Source organism: Leuconostoc garlicum (assembly GCF_001998805.1).
Taxonomy (GTDB): Bacteria; Bacillota; Bacilli; order Lactobacillales; family Lactobacillaceae; genus Leuconostoc; species Leuconostoc lactis.
The window spans coordinates 1,407,197-1,425,872 of the sequence record NZ_CP016329.1; the positions used below are offsets into that span (position 1 = coordinate 1,407,197).

18 protein-coding genes are annotated in these 18,676 nt (G+C 44.9%); 1 reads left to right on the forward strand and 17 read right to left on the reverse strand.

Annotation, left to right across the window (positions count from 1 at the left end):
• Window positions 1-26 precede the first annotated feature (26 nt).
• Together A9176_RS07105 and A9176_RS07110 are read right to left on the reverse strand one after the other, a co-directional pair.
• On the reverse strand, window positions 27-1,037 hold the full coding sequence (locus A9176_RS07105) for a pectate lyase family protein (protein ID WP_242943218.1): 1,011 nt from the start codon (window positions 1,035-1,037) through the stop codon (window positions 27-29).
• Window positions 1,038-1,328: 291 nt separating this feature from the next.
• Window positions 1,329-2,690, reverse strand: a complete 1,362-nt coding sequence (locus A9176_RS07110; protein ID WP_077282891.1) for an FAD-dependent oxidoreductase — start codon at window positions 2,688-2,690, stop codon at window positions 1,329-1,331.
• Between the two features lie 94 nt (window positions 2,691-2,784).
• Between A9176_RS07110 and A9176_RS07115 the strand changes: the two genes are divergently transcribed.
• Window positions 2,785-3,429: a Crp/Fnr family transcriptional regulator gene (locus A9176_RS07115; protein WP_029510194.1), complete on the forward strand. Its 645-nt coding sequence runs from the start codon at window positions 2,785-2,787 to the stop codon at window positions 3,427-3,429.
• Between the two features lie 34 nt (window positions 3,430-3,463).
• Here A9176_RS07115 and A9176_RS07120 read toward each other — a convergent pair whose 3' ends face one another.
• From A9176_RS07120 to A9176_RS07190, 15 genes are all read right to left on the reverse strand, one after another.
• Window positions 3,464-5,050, reverse strand: a complete 1,587-nt coding sequence (locus A9176_RS07120) for an amidohydrolase (RefSeq protein ID WP_077282893.1) — start codon at window positions 5,048-5,050, stop codon at window positions 3,464-3,466.
• On the reverse strand, window positions 5,050-6,153 hold the full coding sequence (locus tag A9176_RS07125; RefSeq protein WP_077282895.1) for an ABC transporter substrate-binding protein: 1,104 nt from the start codon (window positions 6,151-6,153) through the stop codon (window positions 5,050-5,052). The genes A9176_RS07120 and A9176_RS07125 overlap by 1 nt, the downstream gene beginning before the upstream one ends.
• A gap of 182 nt (window positions 6,154-6,335) precedes the next feature.
• The gene (locus tag A9176_RS07130; protein ID WP_077282897.1) at window positions 6,336-7,112 is read right to left on the reverse strand and encodes a ribonuclease HII; all 777 of its coding nucleotides are present in this window, start codon (window positions 7,110-7,112) and stop codon (window positions 6,336-6,338) included.
• A 5-nt stretch (window positions 7,113-7,117) separates the two neighbouring features.
• Window positions 7,118-7,963: a ribosome biogenesis GTPase YlqF gene (gene ylqF, locus A9176_RS07135; protein ID WP_077282899.1), complete on the reverse strand. Its 846-nt coding sequence runs from the start codon at window positions 7,961-7,963 to the stop codon at window positions 7,118-7,120.
• A gap of 51 nt (window positions 7,964-8,014) precedes the next feature.
• Entirely contained in the window at window positions 8,015-8,242 is a 228-nt protein-coding gene (locus A9176_RS07140) for a YozE family protein (protein WP_010004046.1), read from the reverse strand.
• A complete protein-coding gene (locus tag A9176_RS07145; protein ID WP_048700816.1) occupies window positions 8,232-8,840 on the reverse strand; it encodes a YpmS family protein in 609 nt (202 codons plus the stop codon). The genes A9176_RS07140 and A9176_RS07145 overlap by 11 nt, the downstream gene beginning before the upstream one ends.
• Window positions 8,822-9,739 (reverse strand): GDSL-type esterase/lipase family protein, encoded by a 918-nt coding sequence (locus tag A9176_RS07150; protein WP_077282901.1) that lies wholly within the window; start codon window positions 9,737-9,739, stop codon window positions 8,822-8,824. Before A9176_RS07150 ends, A9176_RS07145 begins: the two co-directional genes overlap by 19 nt.
• Before the next feature lie 69 nt (window positions 9,740-9,808).
• Window positions 9,809-11,047, reverse strand: coding sequence for a peptidase T (gene pepT / locus A9176_RS07155; protein WP_010004049.1), 1,239 nt, complete (start codon window positions 11,045-11,047; stop codon window positions 9,809-9,811).
• Window positions 11,048-11,136: 89 nt separating this feature from the next.
• Window positions 11,137-11,925, reverse strand: a complete 789-nt coding sequence (locus A9176_RS07160) for a Nif3-like dinuclear metal center hexameric protein (protein ID WP_077282903.1) — start codon at window positions 11,923-11,925, stop codon at window positions 11,137-11,139.
• Window positions 11,922-12,611 carry a tRNA (adenine(22)-N(1))-methyltransferase gene (locus A9176_RS07165; protein ID WP_077282905.1) on the reverse strand — a complete coding sequence of 230 codons (690 nt, stop codon included), beginning with the start codon at window positions 12,609-12,611 and terminating at the stop codon, window positions 11,922-11,924. Before A9176_RS07165 ends, A9176_RS07160 begins: the two co-directional genes overlap by 4 nt.
• Window positions 12,612-12,715: 104 nt before the next feature.
• Window positions 12,716-13,900 carry an iron-containing alcohol dehydrogenase gene (locus A9176_RS07170; RefSeq protein WP_077282907.1) on the reverse strand — a complete coding sequence of 395 codons (1,185 nt, stop codon included), beginning with the start codon at window positions 13,898-13,900 and terminating at the stop codon, window positions 12,716-12,718.
• 30 nt (window positions 13,901-13,930) lie between these two features.
• Window positions 13,931-15,019: an o-succinylbenzoate synthase gene (menC, locus tag A9176_RS07175; RefSeq protein ID WP_077282909.1), complete on the reverse strand. Its 1,089-nt coding sequence runs from the start codon at window positions 15,017-15,019 to the stop codon at window positions 13,931-13,933.
• A complete protein-coding gene (menH, locus tag A9176_RS07180; protein ID WP_077282911.1) occupies window positions 15,006-15,824 on the reverse strand; it encodes a 2-succinyl-6-hydroxy-2,4-cyclohexadiene-1-carboxylate synthase in 819 nt (272 codons plus the stop codon). Before menH ends, menC begins: the two co-directional genes overlap by 14 nt.
• A complete protein-coding gene (gene menD / locus A9176_RS07185; protein ID WP_077282913.1) occupies window positions 15,817-17,442 on the reverse strand; it encodes a 2-succinyl-5-enolpyruvyl-6-hydroxy-3-cyclohexene-1-carboxylic-acid synthase in 1,626 nt (541 codons plus the stop codon). Before menD ends, menH begins: the two co-directional genes overlap by 8 nt.
• On the reverse strand, window positions 17,432-18,625 hold the full coding sequence (locus tag A9176_RS07190) for an isochorismate synthase (RefSeq protein WP_077283273.1): 1,194 nt from the start codon (window positions 18,623-18,625) through the stop codon (window positions 17,432-17,434). The genes menD and A9176_RS07190 overlap by 11 nt, the downstream gene beginning before the upstream one ends.
• Between the last annotated feature and the right edge of the window lie 51 nt (window positions 18,626-18,676).

Sequence of the window (18,676 nt, forward strand, 5' to 3'; positions counted from 1 at the left end):
CCCGTTAAATTGAGTGCCAACATCTGCTAGCTGTGTCCCCTTGAGCTTGCTAATAATGTCTGACGCTGACGCTTCGCAATATTAAGCACATTGTTTTGCGCAGCAATTTGTGCGTTCTTACCCAATCCCCACGCGTACTTAAATTTGTACGTGCTGGTCCCATCATTTTGATACAGATTGTTCACGACTTGGACCTCGCCATAGCGCACCCGCGGTGTCCGTTGAACAGTATTTTCAAACAAATTATGGGTGACCGTCACATGAAGTTTGCCGGCATCTGTTTTTTTAGTATCATTGTTGCCAATCAACATGGTTTTATCATGGTTTCGATAAATATTGTCTGAGACCGTAATATTGTCAGCCCCATTAGTTAAATCAGTGTCACCATCATGATGTTGGTATTCGCGACCAAAGTACGTCCCATTTTGTGCATCTGGATGGGTGCCATCATCAAAGGTATTGTGGTCTAACCAAACATTACGCGCACCTTGCACTGAAATGGCATCATATTGTGAATTCCAGTTACCGGTGTCTTCATCCGTTGGATCCCATTGGGGGAAATCATCATACGGTGTTTCAAAATAAAGATTACGCACAATCACATTGTCCTGTTGGATCACCAGATTACCCCCAATGAGTTGCGCACCAGGTTCCCTAATAATCGTCGTATTTGCCGGCACTTTCACGGCTTGATTTTGTTGTGCCTTTACTCGATCAGCTTCCTGCACACCACTGACTTTTTTCTTACCCCAAGTACTTGGCGCGTAAGCAGCTAAATAGCTATTAAAGTTATAGCCGGTGCCTTTAGCATAATCAGCTGCAGTGAGCGTCTGGCCTTGTGCATTGACGTTCATGTCAATTTTACCCGACACATAAATGATCTTTGGTGTGGCATTATGCTCACCGCCCAACGCTTTTAACAAAGACGCACGGTCAGTAACCGTGTAGGTATGTGCTGCTGTGGCTTGGCTGCCGCCAGTGGTATTGCCCCCAAATCCACCAACTGTGCTGGCTGTTTGCACTGCGTAGCCAGACATGTCAGCGTGCACCTAACGAAGACCAGCTGTTACCGATAAGGCCAGCATCCCCGTCATCACTGTTGCTGAAAACAACTTAGCGCGCTCGGTTTTTGCCATGATTTTTCTCCTGTTTCGTTTACCTGAGCAAAAAATTCTAAACGTAATACTTTTGACACACCAACATTGTACGCTAAAAATTAACCCCCCTGCACGGTTTTTTCAACCATGACACACAATCTTTATATTCTTTACAAAAAAAGATCATCAAATCATGATGATCTTGGTCGTTTTCCTGTTTGTTAACAATAGTTAGGCGTTTGCTTCTTCTTGCGCCACCTTTGCCATAGCTGCTTGTGCTAAGAGATTCAAGTAATTGAATGGGCGATCGAACCATGGTTGGAAAAGCATATCCACAAAGGCGAGATCAGCCAAAGTCATCTGATTTTGAATGGCAATTGAAGCGGCATTAGCTGATTGAGAAATATCATATTTACTCTGAAGTTGCACACCTAGAATCCGCTTTGTTTGACGCTCCCAAGTGATGGTCATCAATACCGGTTCAGTTGATGACATAAACTCTGGTCGGAAATTATCAGTCATTGTCAAACTATCAGCATCAATGCCAGATGCTTTAGCGTGGGCCTCAGTCAGACCAGAAGAAGCCATGTTCAAATCATAAAGCTTAAGCCCTGATGTTGCTTGGGTGCCCATATATTTTAGCGTTGGTTCCACCAGGTTGTAGCCAATGAGTGTCCCTTGACGCACGGCATTTGTGGCCAAAGGAATATAGTCATGGTCTCCTGTTGGATTATAGTGCACTGCAACTGAATCACCGGCAGCAAAAACATCAGGGTGACTAGTTTGCATATAGTCATTGACGATTAAAGCGCCATTTGGCAACATATCTAATTGTCCAGTAAATAATTGTGTGTTAGGTCGGAAGCCAACAGACATAATGACTAAGTCAGCTGGATAGTCACCTTGATCTGTTTTCACAACAACAGCATCCGGCGTATTCTCAAAACTTTGTACCAGTTGACCGGTTGCGACCGTCACGCCATGTGATGCAAATAAATCGGCCACATTTTGTGTGAATTCAGCATCAAAATAACGATTCAAAACCGTTGGTTGATTATCAATTAAGGTTACTTCCCGTCCCTTCACATTGAAAGCTTCCACAAGTTCAGTACCAATATACCCCCCACCAACGACAACAACGCGTTGAATTTTTGGATCATTGGCATAATCAAGCAATGCTTTAGCATGTGTGTAATTTTTTGACAACACAATGCGGTCATCTTCAATACCTGGAATTGGTGGTACCACTGGCCATGAACCCGTCGTGGCGACTAATTTATCGTACGTCACCGTCGACACTGCGTCAGTCGTTAAATCTTTGACAGTAATTGTTTTATTTTTTGTATCCACATGTGTCACTTCATGTTTCATGTGAATATTAGCACCTAAATCGCTTAAGATTTCTGGGGATGAGTAAAAGAGGTCATCAATGTTTTTAACTTCACCCTGCACTGATAAAGCAATGCCGCATGATAAGAAAGACACATTATCATTCTTCTCATAAACATCGATTTCAGATTCTGGATGATGACTTTTGATTGATTTGATGGCGGCTGTTCCTGCGTGGGTTGAGCCAATAATAACAATTTTCATGTGTATCCTCCATAAGAACTTTCCATTCTTGATAGTTTTATTGTATAATCAAATTACCTCAAAATAATTGACTTAGGTCAAGAAAGCGTGAAAAATGTCACATTCAGAATTTAATTGCGTGAAAGCGGCCCCTATTTTTTCACAATTATCCGATGATATCATCACCCAGCTCGTTAACATTTCTGTCCATCAAAAAAGTTACCCCGCTGGTAGCTATATCTACGAACCTGATGATGATTTATCTGCCCTTATTTTAGTTGATTCTGGGCAAGTCGATATTTTTAATATTAACGACAGTGGTCAAGAACTCCTGTTGTATTCTTTGCATGCTCACCAAATGGATATTGAAGCGGCTCTTTTTACCGATACACGGCATCATCATTTTGCACGGGCCAAGGTCGATTCTCAAATTTGCATGATTCGTCGTGCTGATTTCCAGAAATTATTGCAACAAAATACGAGCCTCGCGATTCAAATGCTTAATACCTACGGTGAGCGTTTAACAACGCTAGAACAGCGTCAAATCAGTTTGTCCTTACAAAACGCTGACGAACGGTTGTTACAGTATTTTCAAGACATGGCTGCAGCAAAACAAACCAAAACTTTTCAATTAACCGTGACCAAAAAAGAACTCGCGGCCTCCTTACAAATTGCACCCGAAACATTGAGCCGACTACTCAAAAAGTTAACGCGCAACGGTGTGATTATGTTAAACAAGCGCGAAGTTACTTTGTTATAAACAAAAAAGCAACGATCGGAATCGTTGCTTTTTCTTATTTTTCCCAAACAAATTGGCCATCAAACATCGTGGCAACATTCTCAACGATCAATAATTGATCAGCTGGTGTGGTCAATAAATTCTGGCTGACAATGGCTAAATCAGCGAAATAGCCAGGTGCAATACGACCGACATTTTGTTGTTGGTTGGCTTGCGCTGCATGCAGCGTATGCGCTGTTATTGCTTGCCCAATCGTTACACCTTGGTCAAAGCCAAGGCCAACCCCAGCTTTATTGGCTAACGTCCGTCGCGTCACAGCTTGGAAAATCGTTTGCAAAGGTGTTTGGCCAATCACCACCGGCGCATCAGTACTGAAGGCAAGTGTGGCCCCGTGTGCAAGAAAATCACGGAATGTAAACATCCATGGTAAACGATGGTAACCAACTTCTTTCCACAAGAGTTCATAACCAATCAGTGCGTGACTAGGTTGCACGGATAAAATCGCCTTGGTGCGTTGTAGACGTGGTAAATCAGCTGGATTGAAGACCTCTAGGTGTTCAATGACATTACGCTTGCCAGCTGACAAAGGCGCTGTCTTTTCTGCTTCTTCAAAGGCCATTAACGTTTCGCGAATGGCACGATCGCCAATCGCATGGACACGAATTGGTAAATCCAAAGCATTAGAGCGGGCAATTAACGCATGCAGGGTCTCGTCAGGTAACATTGGTGCACCCTTTTCACCGGAACCTGGCGTATACTCATCCACCATGTAAGCGGTTTGTGTACTGGTCACCCCATCGTAAAATTGCTTAGTCCCAGCAATTTGGACGCGATCGGTGTTCTCAAAATCAGCTAACAGTGCTTGCAAACGTGTTTCGTCTTGCCGCATCCCTGGGAATAAGGCTGCGCGTACCGTCATGTTATCTTCAATCGCCTTAAATAACTGTTCATTCACGAGATCTTGTTCAGCACGGCCAGAAACGGCCAAAACCCCAACACTCGTCACCCCTTGTTGGTTTAATTCGCGAAAATAGTTTAAATAAGTTTCCGGCATACTCTCAACCAGTGTTTCCAACACTTGGTTTAAAATATGCGTGGCAATACCTTCTGTGAAAAAGCCTGTCATCTGACCTGATTCATCACGGAAAATTTCACCACCTGCAACAGCCAAATCTTCTTCAGAAACATGAATATTTGCTAATGCGGCACTATTCAGCCAAATTGAATGCACATCACCAGCGACTAACATCACGGGTGTTTCTGATTCAACAGCATCAATATCTGTTGCTGTTGGGGGGACATCAGACCCAAATTCGCTCGCATAATAACCCATGGCAATTTTCCAACCAGAGAAAACGGCGACATCAGCCAACTGAGCCAAAACTTCTGGGACAGTCCCATAATCAATGGGTGTTAATGCCCCAGCCTGCACTAATGAGATCACATAGGTGTGTTGGTGCGCATCAACAAATCCTGGCAGAATCATTTGGTCACCAAAATTGCGAACCAAATCAAACGCCGCTTCATCAACTGGTTCGCGATAGACGGCCGTAATTTTTTGCCCATCAACAGCAATTGATCCAGCAAAAGTTGTTTGTGTATCAACATCAAAGATTGCTTGACTTTTTAACAAAGTTACCATTATTTTCCTCCGTTAGCCATTGCCATTTTGGCTTCTAACCAGTTATTACTATAATCTTGTACCGTTTTATCTGTCAAATTTTCATAATGTTCCACCTTCGCTAATTTACTGCGCTGAGGATAGAGAATCTTATCTGACGTAATCTCTTTTGATAAGTACTTTTTAGCGGCAAGATTGGGACTTGAATACGCGACATATTCAGCATTTTGTGCAGCGTTCTTTGGATCAAGTAAAAAATTAATAAAGGCATAGGCCCCCGCCTTATTCTGGGCATTTTTCGGAATCGACATATTATCCGTCCAAACTGACCCGCCATCTTTGGGAATCACATAGTCAATATCTGGGTTAATGGCATGCGCATAATCTGCAACACCAGAATAAGCCACAGCCACGTTGGCCTCACCGGACGTCACATAGGCGCGAATTTCATCATTTAAAACTGCCTTAACGTTTGGTGCTAGGGCAGCCAATTTCTCTCGCGCCGCCTGAATGTGTGCTGGATCATGATCATTTTCAGAATAACCTAAGGCTTGCAACCCCATGCCAATTGACTCACGTGGTGCATCGATCAACATGACTTGATCCTTCATCTTAGGTGCCCACAATTTGGCCCAGGTATCAACTTCATCCTTTGAAAAGACCTTGGTGTTATACATGATTCCCGTTGTTCCCCAAAAATAAGGCAACGAGTAGTGATTGTTTGGATCAAATGACTGATTTAATAGTATGGGATTTAAATTTTCTAACCCATGAATCTTTTGAGGATCTAGGGATGCTAATAACTGATCTTGGGCTAATTTTGTAACAAAAGGCTCACTGGGGAACACTAGATCGTAATTAGATCCCCCTTGTTTTAATTTCACCATCATGGATTCATTGGAATCGTAGGTTTCATAACTCACTTGATAACCCGTTTGTTTCGTAAACTGTGTTAGTAGGTCAGGGTCAATGTAACTACCATAATTATAGATATGCAGCATTTTTTGGTGACGACCCTGTTTCCCGGGTTGCTCACGCAACAGCTGCTGCTTAAGTAGCGCTAACCCACCTACAATAACGACAACTGAACTCATCAGTAAAAGCATCTTTTTCAACTCATACATACCTCGAATAGATTTTTTGTTTGATTAAAAACAATCTGTTTACTCACTCAGTAAACACTTAAAGTTTTTAGACAGACTTTAATTATATTATGTCACTCTAATACTGTAAACACTTTTGTGACGTTTGACTCGATGACAGCCAAAAAAATACCCAACACACCCTGTGCTTGGTATTTTTTTTGTTATTTTTTTTCTGCAATCACGGATTTGACTGGTCCAAATGACCGGCGATGAATTGGCGTCACCCCAAGTTCTGCCAGTGCAGCCAAATGTGCTTTGGTGCCATAACCAGCGTGTTGTGCAAAACCATAACCCGGATATTGCCGATCGTAATCGGTCATCATGCGATCACGGGTCACTTTTGCAATAATACTAGCCGCCGCAATGGAATTACTCCTAGCATCCCCTTTAATCAACGATAACTGGGGAATATCAGTCTGCAACGTCATCGCATCAATTAATAAGTAATCTGGTTCAGGTGCCAGTTCAGCGACTGCTTGCGTCATGGCCAAGCGCGCTGCCTCGTAAATATTAATGTCATCAATCACCGCGGCATCAACCACGCCAATCCCAATCGACAGTGCTTGGGCGATAATGCGATCAAATAATTGGTCGCGCATTTTTTCAGACAGTTGCTTAGAATCAATCACGTCGAGTTCTGCAAAATCATGCGGCAAAATAACCGCTGCTGCCACCACTGGCCCTGCTAAGGGCCCGCGTCCAACCTCATCAACACCAGCAACATGAGACAGCCCTTGATCCCACTGTTGGGCTTCAAAGGTAAAACGGGTTTTGAAATTCTCGCGTTTGGCTGCTAATTTCAATTGTTGCTTGTCCCATTGCTGCAACGCCTGTTGAACGCCAGTCCGACTATCTTGCCGCCAATTTGCTAAACGCGGATCAGCTGGATCCGATATGGCTTTAAGACTATTTTTAATTTGTGCAATTGTTTCTGCCATATCACTTACATGTCAAGAAGATCTAAAGTAAAGGGCCCAAGTTTGCCTTTACGCAAGTCATTTAAGACACGTTCACTGGCCTTTTCATAATCGTCCTTGAAGCCAAGTTTTTGCGTAATGTCCAGCAAAATTTGCACACTGGCCTCATCAAACACGTTCGCATCTAAATGGTAGCGTGAAATAATCGCCTCTGGTCGGTAATTACGGAAGAAATCAAGTAAGAACAAGACCGCATCATCCTTAGCAAAAATCGTGTCTTTGACGGCGCCAGTTAAGGCTAATTTCAACCCAACGGTTTGATCTTCAAATTTCGGCCACAACACACCCGGTGAATCAAGCAATTCGAGCTTGGTTGGCGTTTTAAGCCACGCAACCTTCTTCGTCACACCAGGTCGATCCGCAGTTGGGGCAACGTTTTTCATCACCAGATGGTTCAGTAAAGTGGACTTACCAACGTTAGGAATCCCCGCAATCAGTGCCCGAATGGGTTGATCTTGAATCCCACGGGCCAGTTGCGCGGCCTTTTTAGCTTCCACGGCACGGCGCGCCGCCTTTGTCACCAACTGTGGTGTTCGTGGGTCACGGGTATCCAACACTAGCACTGTGTGCCCTTGGGCTTCAAAGTGTTGCTTCCAAGCACGTGTTTGCTCAGGATCCGCTAAATCAGCTTTCGTCATGATGAGTAAGCGTGGTTTTGAACCAATTAACTTATCAACTTCTGGGTTACGAGAACTTTCAGGAATGCGCGCATCCACCAGTTCAAAAACTACATCCACTAACTTTAAATTTTCGCGCATCAGGCGAAAGGCTTTGGCCATATGACCAGGGAACCATTGAATAATTTGTGCCATATTCGTCCTTGCTGCCAACAATTTGTGCCAGCAGTTCCTCCATCCTATTTTTTATCGTCCTGCTTGATAGCGTTCCCAAGCTTGATCAAAGATTGACATTTCGGTCAAGTAAGACGCATTTTCTTCTAAATAATTTGAAATATCATCAAAATCTGTGCTTTGCTTTGGAAAAGTTAAGTCCAAAAAAGCGTTATTGGCAAACTGCTGTATTTCATCTGCAGCCACCGCGTTACGATTTGTCATCAACCAATCATAAAATGACCGTGCACTATTTGCCATTTTCAAGCCCCCCTTCAAAGACAAACTGCCCTGCTTTTAAATCAATAATTTTGGCGCGAAATGATAGCCCATTTGTCACTGGTAATTTTGACATATCAATAAAAATCTGCTGTTTACCAGGATTAATCGTCACAAACTTTGGCGCGTGATAACTGCGTTTCACATATTGCATCACGACACCGATTGGTAAGGGTAAATTACCAACGCGTAACGTTTTTGCCGTTAAAATCACATTCCCATTTTTGGTCACTTCTGGTGTCATGGCTAAGCCAAAACGAAAGGTATCGCCCAGCATTTTTGTCTGCCCGTACAAAGTAATCGTGTCGCCAACTCGAAAAGTATAATTTTCAGTGTGCGTATCTTTCAAATAATAATCAACTAAGGCATTGACCTGTTTGGTATTTAACGTCACGTCAAAGGTGGCATCACTTTTGGCAATTTTAGCCGGTGAATCAGTTATTGGCGTCTTTTGAGTGGCCAAATAATAAGTGGTGCCGATACCTAGAAGCAAGAAGAGCACTAAGGTCCAAAAAGCCCAAAACCAAATTTTTGGTGATCTTTTTGCAACTTTCGGTCGTGTTAAGGGGTTGTCAGCCATGCAGCTTGTCCTCGTCTCATTTGTTCAAATAATTGGGTCGTCATAAAGTCATACCCTTTTTTATTGGGGTGATAATGATCTGTTGTACTAATCCAGTCGTTCGTAAAGGCTGGCTTTTCAGCTAGTTTTGTCATGAACTGATCGGGATTTTTAGTTGTTTGATCGGCGATCTCTGCTGATGCGATGAATTTTTGACGCGCACTTTCGGTGCGATATTGCCCATAAGTTAAACCAAATACGTCGACATAGTGGCTATTTTTATCCGCTTTGGCCACTTCCTGGTTAATCGCATTAAACAGCGCAACATCCGTATTGAAATCTTGCCGATTCGGAAAATGAACAAAAATCGGATTATAATTCCCAAAAATGTAAATCGGTGCATCGGGATTGTACTGTCGAATCGTCTCAAAGAGTGTCCGCAACTGCTGACGGTACGCCGACTGCCCCGCTTTAACGGCTTTAGTCAACGCTTCAGGGGATTGTGCTGATTGGTTTTTAAGGAGGAGTTGTTGCAAATCATTGCCACCAACCGTCAGGATAATCGCTTGCGCGTGTTGGATGTCTGACTGCATTTTTGGTTGTGTTGCTAAGCGATGCTGGATTTGATCAGAGCGATCCCCCGAACGCCCATAATTGGCCATGGTTACTTTGACAGCATACTGTTGTTGTATCTGCTTGGCAATCCGACCCGTGTAGCCTTGTTGCTTGCCATCATCGCCAACACCTGCCGTCAGTGAATCACCCAATGCGACCAATGCCACTTTATTCACCTTGGCTATTTTGGCAGCTTGTTGCGGTGTCGCTGTATTCAGTGCTGGTTTTTTCATGGTCAGCCAAATGCCGACGCCTAAACCGACCAGTAACAACACAATACTGCCAATCGTCACATACTTTCGCATCCTTGTCCCCTAAAAATTTGATCTATTCTATTGTAACAAAAAAAGCGCAATCAAGCGATTGCGCTTATATTATTGCTGAGCTAAGGCAATAATTTTCAAAATGGTATCCGTTGCTTGCGCCATGGTTGTCGTTGAGACATATTCAAACCGGCCATGCATGTTCTCGCCACCAGCAAATAGGTTTGGTGTTGGCAAGCCCAAGAACGTAATCTTTGAACCATCTGTGCCACCACGTACAGGTTCAATCAAGGGTGTTATGCCCAATTCTTGCATCGCCTTCTCCGCCAAGTCAACAGAACGCATGTCGTCTTTTAAGATTTCACCCATGTTATAGTATTGATCTTTAAGCGTGACCGTCACACGGGTTTCCCCAAATGATTGGTTGAATTGTTCAGCAATGTCTAACAAGCGTTGCTTACGCGCTTCAAATGTTGCGCGATCATGATCACGAACAATATAACGTAATTCCGCTGCTTCTGGGTTCCCAGAAACTTGCATCACATGCCAGAAACCTTCACGGCCAGCAGTATGTTCTGGTCGGTCATGTTCTGGTAATTGCGCATGGAAATCAAAAGCCACTTGAATTGCATTGATCATGGTGTCTTTTGCCGTACCTGGATGCACATTACGGCCTTGAATTGTCACGGTTGCACCAGCAGCCGAAAAAGTTTCCCATTCTAATTCACCAGCTGGGCCACCGTCAACCGTGTAAGCAAAATCCGCCCCAAAGGCTGCCGTATCAAAGTGATCCGCGCCGATGCCAATTTCTTCATCTGGTCCAAAGGCAAAACGCAATGGGCCGTGCTTAATTTCAGGATGGGCAATCAAATATTGCGCCGCTGTGATAATTTCAGCAACCCCAGCTTTATCATCAGCGCCAAGTAGCGTTGTCCCATCTGTTGTAATCAACGTATGACCCGCATACTTTTTCAAGCTTGGGAAATCATCTGGGTTAAGTTCATAGCCACTGTTACCCAATGGAATCGTTGCTTGACCATCATAATTTTCGATAATTTGTGGTCGCACATTGGCGCCGTTAAAGTCTGCCGTATCAACATGGGCAATAAAACCAATCGTTGGCACACTGTCATCATCAACGTTACTTGCCAGTTCCGCAAACACGTAACCATCCGCCATGGTCCGGACATTTTCCAGACCAATTGCTTGTAATTCAGCTGCTAAGTCAGCCAAAAAGGCCACTTCTTTAGGGGAAGATGGGACTGTTGTTGCCGTCTCATCTGATTGGGTATCCACCGCAACATATTTCAAAAAACGTGATACTAATTCAGGATATTTTTCGCTTGTCATAATCTATTCTTGATTCACGACACTGTGCATGTCGAATCGCGATCCTTTCTATCTTTTGGCCGACAAATTGTCCGGACGTCCCCGAAATCTTAGATATAGGTGTATGGATCCGTGTTAGTTGTTGTCGGAAATGCTGTCAGCTGCTCGCCAAACCACTCATGTACTTTGGCTGCCATCGGCGTAGCTGCAATGGCTTCCATATGATGATCAGGGTCAATCACCACAAACCCAGCCGCCAAAATATCATGCCCAACATGATAGTAAACATCAGCGGTCACAAAGGCATCGGCGCCGGCTGCTTGAGCTTGTTGCCAATAACGCCCCCCATCACCACCCAAGACGGCTACTTTTTGAATTGGTTTAGTCAAGTCATTGGCGATAACCCGCAGAGTTTGAACGCCAAAGCGCGTCCGTAATTGGGCAGCATAATCAGCCACCGAAATTGGCGTGGCTAACACGCCAATGCGCCCCAAACCGGTACGCCCATCGGCATTCGGCACTAGGGGTTCAACCGCGGTGAGGGCTAACGCATCAGCCAACCAATCATTCATGCCGCCCGCAGCACTGTCTAGGTTAGTGTGTGAGGCATAGACCACAATATTATGCTTGATCAGATCAGCATACATTTGGTTTTGTGGTTGACTCAAATCTAAATTTTTAGCCGGGAAAAACATCGCTTCATGATGTGCCCAGATAAAATCAACCGACTGCGCAATCGCTTCAGCCACCACTTCTGGCCGCACATCAAGTGCCGTCATCACCCGGTGAATCGGTTGCTTGGGATCACCAATTTGCAAGCCTGTGGGATCACCCACTTCGGCCAATGTCTTTGGTGCAAACTGTTCAATTTGATCAATTAACATTTGTGCTGTAATCATGACAACACCTCTTGAATGTCTTGAAAACGAGCTTGCCATTGTTGATAAGCTGGTGTATCAGTTTTACCAGCCGCAGTCAGACGTTCAAAAATCAAGCTAATCCGATCTGCTTCTTTTTGCCATTTCGCTTTAAAGGCAGGTGATTGCTCATCGCGTAAAAACGGTCCAAACACGAGATCTTGCGCTGATAATGTTTGGTTGCCTGGCTTGGCCACAATAATTTCATAAAAATGTTTTTCTTCTTGCACAATACGTTCATGCGTAATCTGATACCCATGCTGCACTAACCACTCGCGCACAACCTGTTCATCCGTATTGGGTTGCAAAATTAGTGTTGTAAAACTTTGTCCCCGTTGCTTAGCTGCTGCTAAAATGTCGCGAATTAAAATCCCGCCCATACCAGCAATCGTCACAGTATCCACCTGATCGTCGTCCGTCACAGCCGCTAAACCATCCGCTAAACGAAGCGCTGTAGCAGCTAATAACCGTTGTCTTTTCAGTTCTTGCCGTGCGTTTTCCAAAGGGCCTTTGGCCACCTCACCGACAACCGCAAAATCAATATGTGATTTTAATAATAAATGTGCTGGCAAATAGGCATGATCAGATCCAATATCTGCCAGGCGTGCACCTTTTGGTACAAAACTTGCCACCGCGGCTAAACGGGGCGATAAATTGACACTATCCATGGTTAAATTCCTTTAATTCTAGTATATCATAACACGTCACATTATGACTATTCACTCATAATTCCCTAACAAAAAAGCCAGCAACAAGTGCTGAACTTAAAGTGTTACTTGACAAAGCCGTCATCCGTCATCGCTGCCTGGAATAACGCCACGACATCTTGCGGTTGTAGCGTTACATAAGCCGCTTGATCAAGATGGCCAACTGTCACAGCACTATTGGCCATCGCGTCAAAATGGGTATCATCCGTGATCCCGACACCTGGCAAAGTTGTTGGTACATTCAATGACTTAATCCAATCAAATGTGGCTTGAATGGCACCTTGCGCAACTGTTGCATCATCACCGGTCAAGCACCAGACATCACGACCAAATTGGGCAAAACGTGGTTGCGTTTCTGCTGACAAACTCCGTTGCATCCAACGTGGTGTCATAATTCCCAAGCCAACGCCGTGCGTAATGTCATAGTAAGCCGATAATTCGTGTTCAATAGGATGAACAGTCCAACCATTCGTGTTACCCACGTCAACTAAGCCATTCAATGCCATTGTTGAGGCCCACATTAAAGCTGCCCGCGCGTCATAATCATTAGGATTAGCCAACGCGATGGGCGCATTTTTGATTACTGCACGATATAACCCTGCCATCATCCCTGACGTGACATCGTTTGGTGTTTGGTCAAAATATTGTTCCGTCAAATGACTGAAAATATCAATCGCCCCCGCGGCTGTTTGCCATGGTGACACAGAAAATGTCAGCGTTGGATCCAAGAAGGATACGGCTGGTGAGTTAGGACCACCAGTGCCTAGCTTTTGGTTGGTTTCGGGATTTGAAATAACTGACCCCAAGTTCATTTCTGTGCCGGTGGCTGACAAAGTCAAAATATCTACCACAGGTAATTGCGCAATTTCATAACGCTTTGATGACTCAACGACCAAATCCCATGGATCAGCATCATAAAACTTTGATGATGCAATGACTTTAGCCGCATCAATCACCGAACCACCGCCGACAGCCAAAACCACATCAATGTCATGTGTTTTTACCAAATCTTGCCCGGCACGAACAGAATCAATTTTCGGATTGGGTTCAATGCCTGATAATTCGACAACTTCCAAATCCGTTAAGGCGGCCCGTACGCGGTCATACAAACCAGATTGCTTAATTGACCCACCGCCAAATACAAGTAATACACGTTGACCAAATTGGGCCACTGCATCATGTAATTCGGTGTCAATCACATTTTTCCCAAAACGGATCGCCGTTTTGTTCTGGAAGTTAAAATTATTCATATGAACTATACCCTTCTTTCTACTGTAATATCATACCATAATTTGGCTATCTTTTAGGGTTAGGCCAATCCCCGGTGCGGTTGGCACGGTCATCAAACCTTGGCGCACCTGCAAATCCGCCGTCGTGATATCTGAAGTGAAATAGCGTGAACTAGCAGAAATATCACCGGGGATGCTGATTTCTGGTAAACTCGCTAAGGCTAAATCAACCCCACGTCCTAAATTACTGCTTAACATCCCACCAATCCATGGTTGAAAGCCTGCTTGGTGTAATAATTTAATCGCCGTGACAGCAGCTGTAATCCCACCAATTTTCCCTTGCTTAATCGTAACTGCTGAAGCAGCATGTAAGGCAATGGCGGTTGCCACGTCAGCTAGGTTATTCACGCTTTCATCCAAACTCAGCGGTTGTTTCATTTGGCGTTGCAGCGCAGCATGCTGAGTAAAATCGTGTTCGCCAAAGGGTTGTTCCACAAACAAGACATTGGCAGGAAGTGCCTTTAATTGCATAGCCGTTTCAGGATTAAAACTGCTGTTGGCATCCAGCGAAAACTGTTGCTCGGGATAGCGCGCTAACACGTTCATTAACGCTGGTAGATCCGTTTGTCGACCATCAATTTTTAATTTAATCCGTCGATATCCTTGCTGTATGGCTGTACGAATGGCTTGGTCCGTTACTGGCATTCCAAGTACTATCCCGACTGGGACTTCCGGTTTGACGCCCCCCAACATTTGCTGCAATGACTGCTGAGTGAGCTTACCGACTGCATCCCAAACTGCCATTTCAACGCCCGCTTTCGCAAACGACCCAAAGGGGGTTATCCGCGCCAGCTGCGCAGCAAAATCACTCGGTGAGGTAAATTGCCAAGTACCAATCACTGGTTTGATTAAAGTGTCGACAATATCTTGACTGGTCCTTTGCGTTTCTAATGCATAATGATAATCCGCAAACGATTGAATTTCGCCATATCCTATGGCCGTTTGCACTGTCGTGTCATCATAAACGGTCAATTGTACCAGTGTGAGCGGTCGGGTTGTGGTGATGCCATGCGCTGTTGTAAATGGTTGGTTTAAAGTTAATTGAATTGACCAAGTGACCATTTTTTTAACGTGATACATGGGCTTTTAACCTCGCAATCACCTGGTTTGGCTGTTCAAAATGCACGTTATGTCCCGCATCAGCAATCACAGCCTTTTGTGCATTTGGCAATTGTTGTAATATTTTATCAGCTAACTGGTTAAATTTAACATCTTTTTCGCCAACGATCAGTAAGGTTTTGACCGTCACCTCTGCCAATTTTGGCCAAAAGTTCGGTTGGGACCCGGTGCCCATACCAATCAGTGACTGCGCCACATTTTCAGGTCGTTGTTGCAGCCGTTGTTGTCGCATTTGCTGTTGTTGGTGCGCTGGTAATTGTTGTTGCGAAGCAAATAATGGGAGTGCTTCCCAGGCTGTCACAAAACTCGGAAAATCTTGTCTGATATGCGCCGCTTTTGCCGCATCAGCTTGCCGTCGCGCCGCGCGATCGGCAGCAGTTGGGAGACCAGCTGTCGCACTTTCTAAGATTAAACTCGCCACCTGTTCAGGGTGTGCAATCGCAAATCCCAAAGCCAAACGTCCGCCCATTGAATAGCCGAATACATGCACTTTTTCCCAATCATAAGCGATCAAAATCGCTTGCAAATCAGCGATTTGGTTCGCCATTGTAAAGCGTTCAACGCGCGTCACCTCAGGTGCACTAGCGCCAAAACCTAATAAATCAATTGCCAACACGGTCCCGGGTAATGCCGAGATTAACTGATCAAAATCATGCCGCGAGCCCATAAAACCATGTAATAGCAGCCACTTATCCTGAGTTGAAGAATTTTCTTGATAGGTCACCTGGTACGGATAACCCGCAATGTTGACCACTTGCTCAGTCATCTGGCTCACCTATAAAGCGGTGATGGGCCACCACATTGGCCTGCCGATCACTCGTGTAGGCGATAAGACGCGGTCCGTTGACCGTCTGTGCCAGCACCTTTTCTAAATCATCAGGTGTCGTCAAATCAACAAAGGGCATCTCATATAAAGCGGCAATTTTTGCCATATCTAAGCCCAACGGTGTCCCAAACAATAAGTCAAAATAATCTGGTTCAGCCGCTTGTGGCAAAAATGAGAAAATCGCCCCACCATCATTATTGACCACAATAATATCAATCGGCAATTGATATTGTCGGGCCATCATCAAACCATTCATGTCATGGAACAAGGTCAAATCACCGGTGAGTAACACACTACGCTGCTGCGTGGTGCTACTCATCCCCATTGCCGTTGACACAACCCCATCAATGCCATTGGCACCACGGTTAGCATAAATTTGTTGCGTCCTTTGCCCAGTAAAGACATCATCCATATCACGAATCGCCATACTGTTGGCCACAAAAATCGGGGTTTGGGGGGCAACAATTTGATCTAGTACGTGTGGTAATGCGAGTTCACCAATTGGGTGGCGTGGCACTTGATTCAGTGTTTGCCATTGCGCATAAAACGTTGGCTGATTAGCAACTGTCACATGCTTTAAAAACGTCTGTGGCGTTTGCATAATCGCGCGTGAAATATGCCTTGAATGGTCGGTACCAGCCTGTTCATCAACATGCCAGACAGGAATATTTTCTTGGCGTAACCATTGCAGCACACTGGCCGAAACAGGCGTTGCCCCAAAACGGATAACAAGGTCTGGTTTGGGCACAGTTGCCAGTTTGCCCGCTTTAATTAAAGCGTCAACCCCATAAATCGTTTCTGGGGTACGCGCCCGACTCAACACATCCGCAATCACAGGCACATGATTAGCACGAGAAAATTGGGCCAACGCTTGTTGATAAGATGGCCCCTCATTCGGACCGGCTAAAATCACAACCTGCTGATAAGCCAGTTGTTGTGGAGCAAAGTGTGGTGTCGGTGTCTCAAAATCAACCGGCGCAATGATAATCGGTTCCGGATCATGAAGCACTGGCATCAGTGGTTTCCGTAAGGGCAAATTAATTTGTAATGGGCCTTGCGGCGCAGATACGATGCGCTGTACCATCTTTTGGACCATAAAATCAATATAAGCGGTCACATCCGGATGTGGATCTTGTAACGTGACTTCAAGATATTGCTTCGTCAAGTCACCAAATAGACGCTGTTGTGACAATGTTTGCGGTGCGCCATTTTGTTGCAGCTCAGCTGGTCGATCTGTTGATAAAATGATCAAAGGAACATGTGAAATAGCAGCCTCTGCTACCGCTGGCGTGTATTCTGTAATTGCTGTGCCAGAAGTGCCTAGCAAAGCGACTGGTTGCTGTAACGTTTTGGCAATCCCTAAGGCAAAAAAGCCTGCTGACCGTTCATCGACATCAATATATAGCTGCAGCTGATCTTGTTGATGGGCAAATTCAGCCAGCAGTAAAGCAATGGGCGTTGACCGTGAGCCAGGTGAGACCACAAAATGTCGCACCCCACTTTGGAAAAGCGCCTGTAACAAATATTTCGTATTTTTTGTTAACGTCTCATTCGACATGATTGTAGTCCTTTAACAATTGCCGCATGGGTTCAAATTTCAACCCAGTTTCTTCATATTCTTGTTGCGCATCGGAGTCAGCCACAATCCCGGCACCAGCAAATAACGTTGCCCGTCGCTGCGTTTGATTCACATACATGGCACGGATACCAACCACAAATTCGCCACTATGATCCGCAGTAAAATAACCAATCGGACCGGCAAATAAGCCACGAGGTGTCTTCTCATGGGTCGCAATATAATGCAGGGCCGCTTCACGTGGGACGCCACCCAGTGCTGGTGTTGGATGTAAACGGTCAACAATCACGGTCACACTTAAATGTGCCGCAATGTCCCCTGTAATTGGTGTGTACAAATGCTGAACTTGCTTATTTTTGAGTAAACTTGGCGTGGCCGGCACCTTTAGCGACGTCGTCACGTCTTGCAAGCGTGTCGTGATACTTGCCACGACATATTGATGTTCAATGCGGTTTTTCTGACTGGCTAACAACGCTTCGCCTAATGCAATATCGTCAGCTCCATTCGTACCACGGCGGCTTGTCCCAGCGACCGCCGCCGTAGCGAGCTGACCATCTGACATAGCCACTAATCGTTCCGGTGTTGCTGAAATAAACAATTCATCATGTCGCTTTAAAACCACATGATACGTATTCGTCTGCTCAGCTAACGCACGAATAATTTGTGCCAGTCGTAACGTGTCAGATAACTGCAGGGTCTGTTGCCGACCAAAAACGACTTTGGCTAAGGTTTGATCGATGGCTAAGGTATCAATCAAATTCTCTGTCCGTTCGATCCAATCCACTTCATCTGTCACATGACTAGTGGTCACCGTATTTGGCTGTTTTGGCACGAACTGCGCCAGCCACGTCGTAAAATCAGATACGGTATCTGATCCGAACGTGATTTTATCTGCCGCGATGGTCACCATCACTTCGGGGACAAACCAAAAACCCGCCATCAATTCAGACTGCGGGTACTCTTGTTCATCAAATGACTGCGCACCAAAAACAACCGCACCTTGTAATGCCTGAGCCGTTTTTGCCGTAGCGATTGCGCCAATGCCAAAACGTAAAGTATTATCAGTGGGTGTCGCAAAGTAAGCGCCAAATTCAGTTGTTTCAAGTGCCGCATAGAGTTGCTGTAAGTCGCTTTGAGCCAACGCGCGCGTTTCGTGATATGTCATCATATTGCTACCTCTTCACATGAAAAAGCAACAGGCAGAACCCGTCGCTTT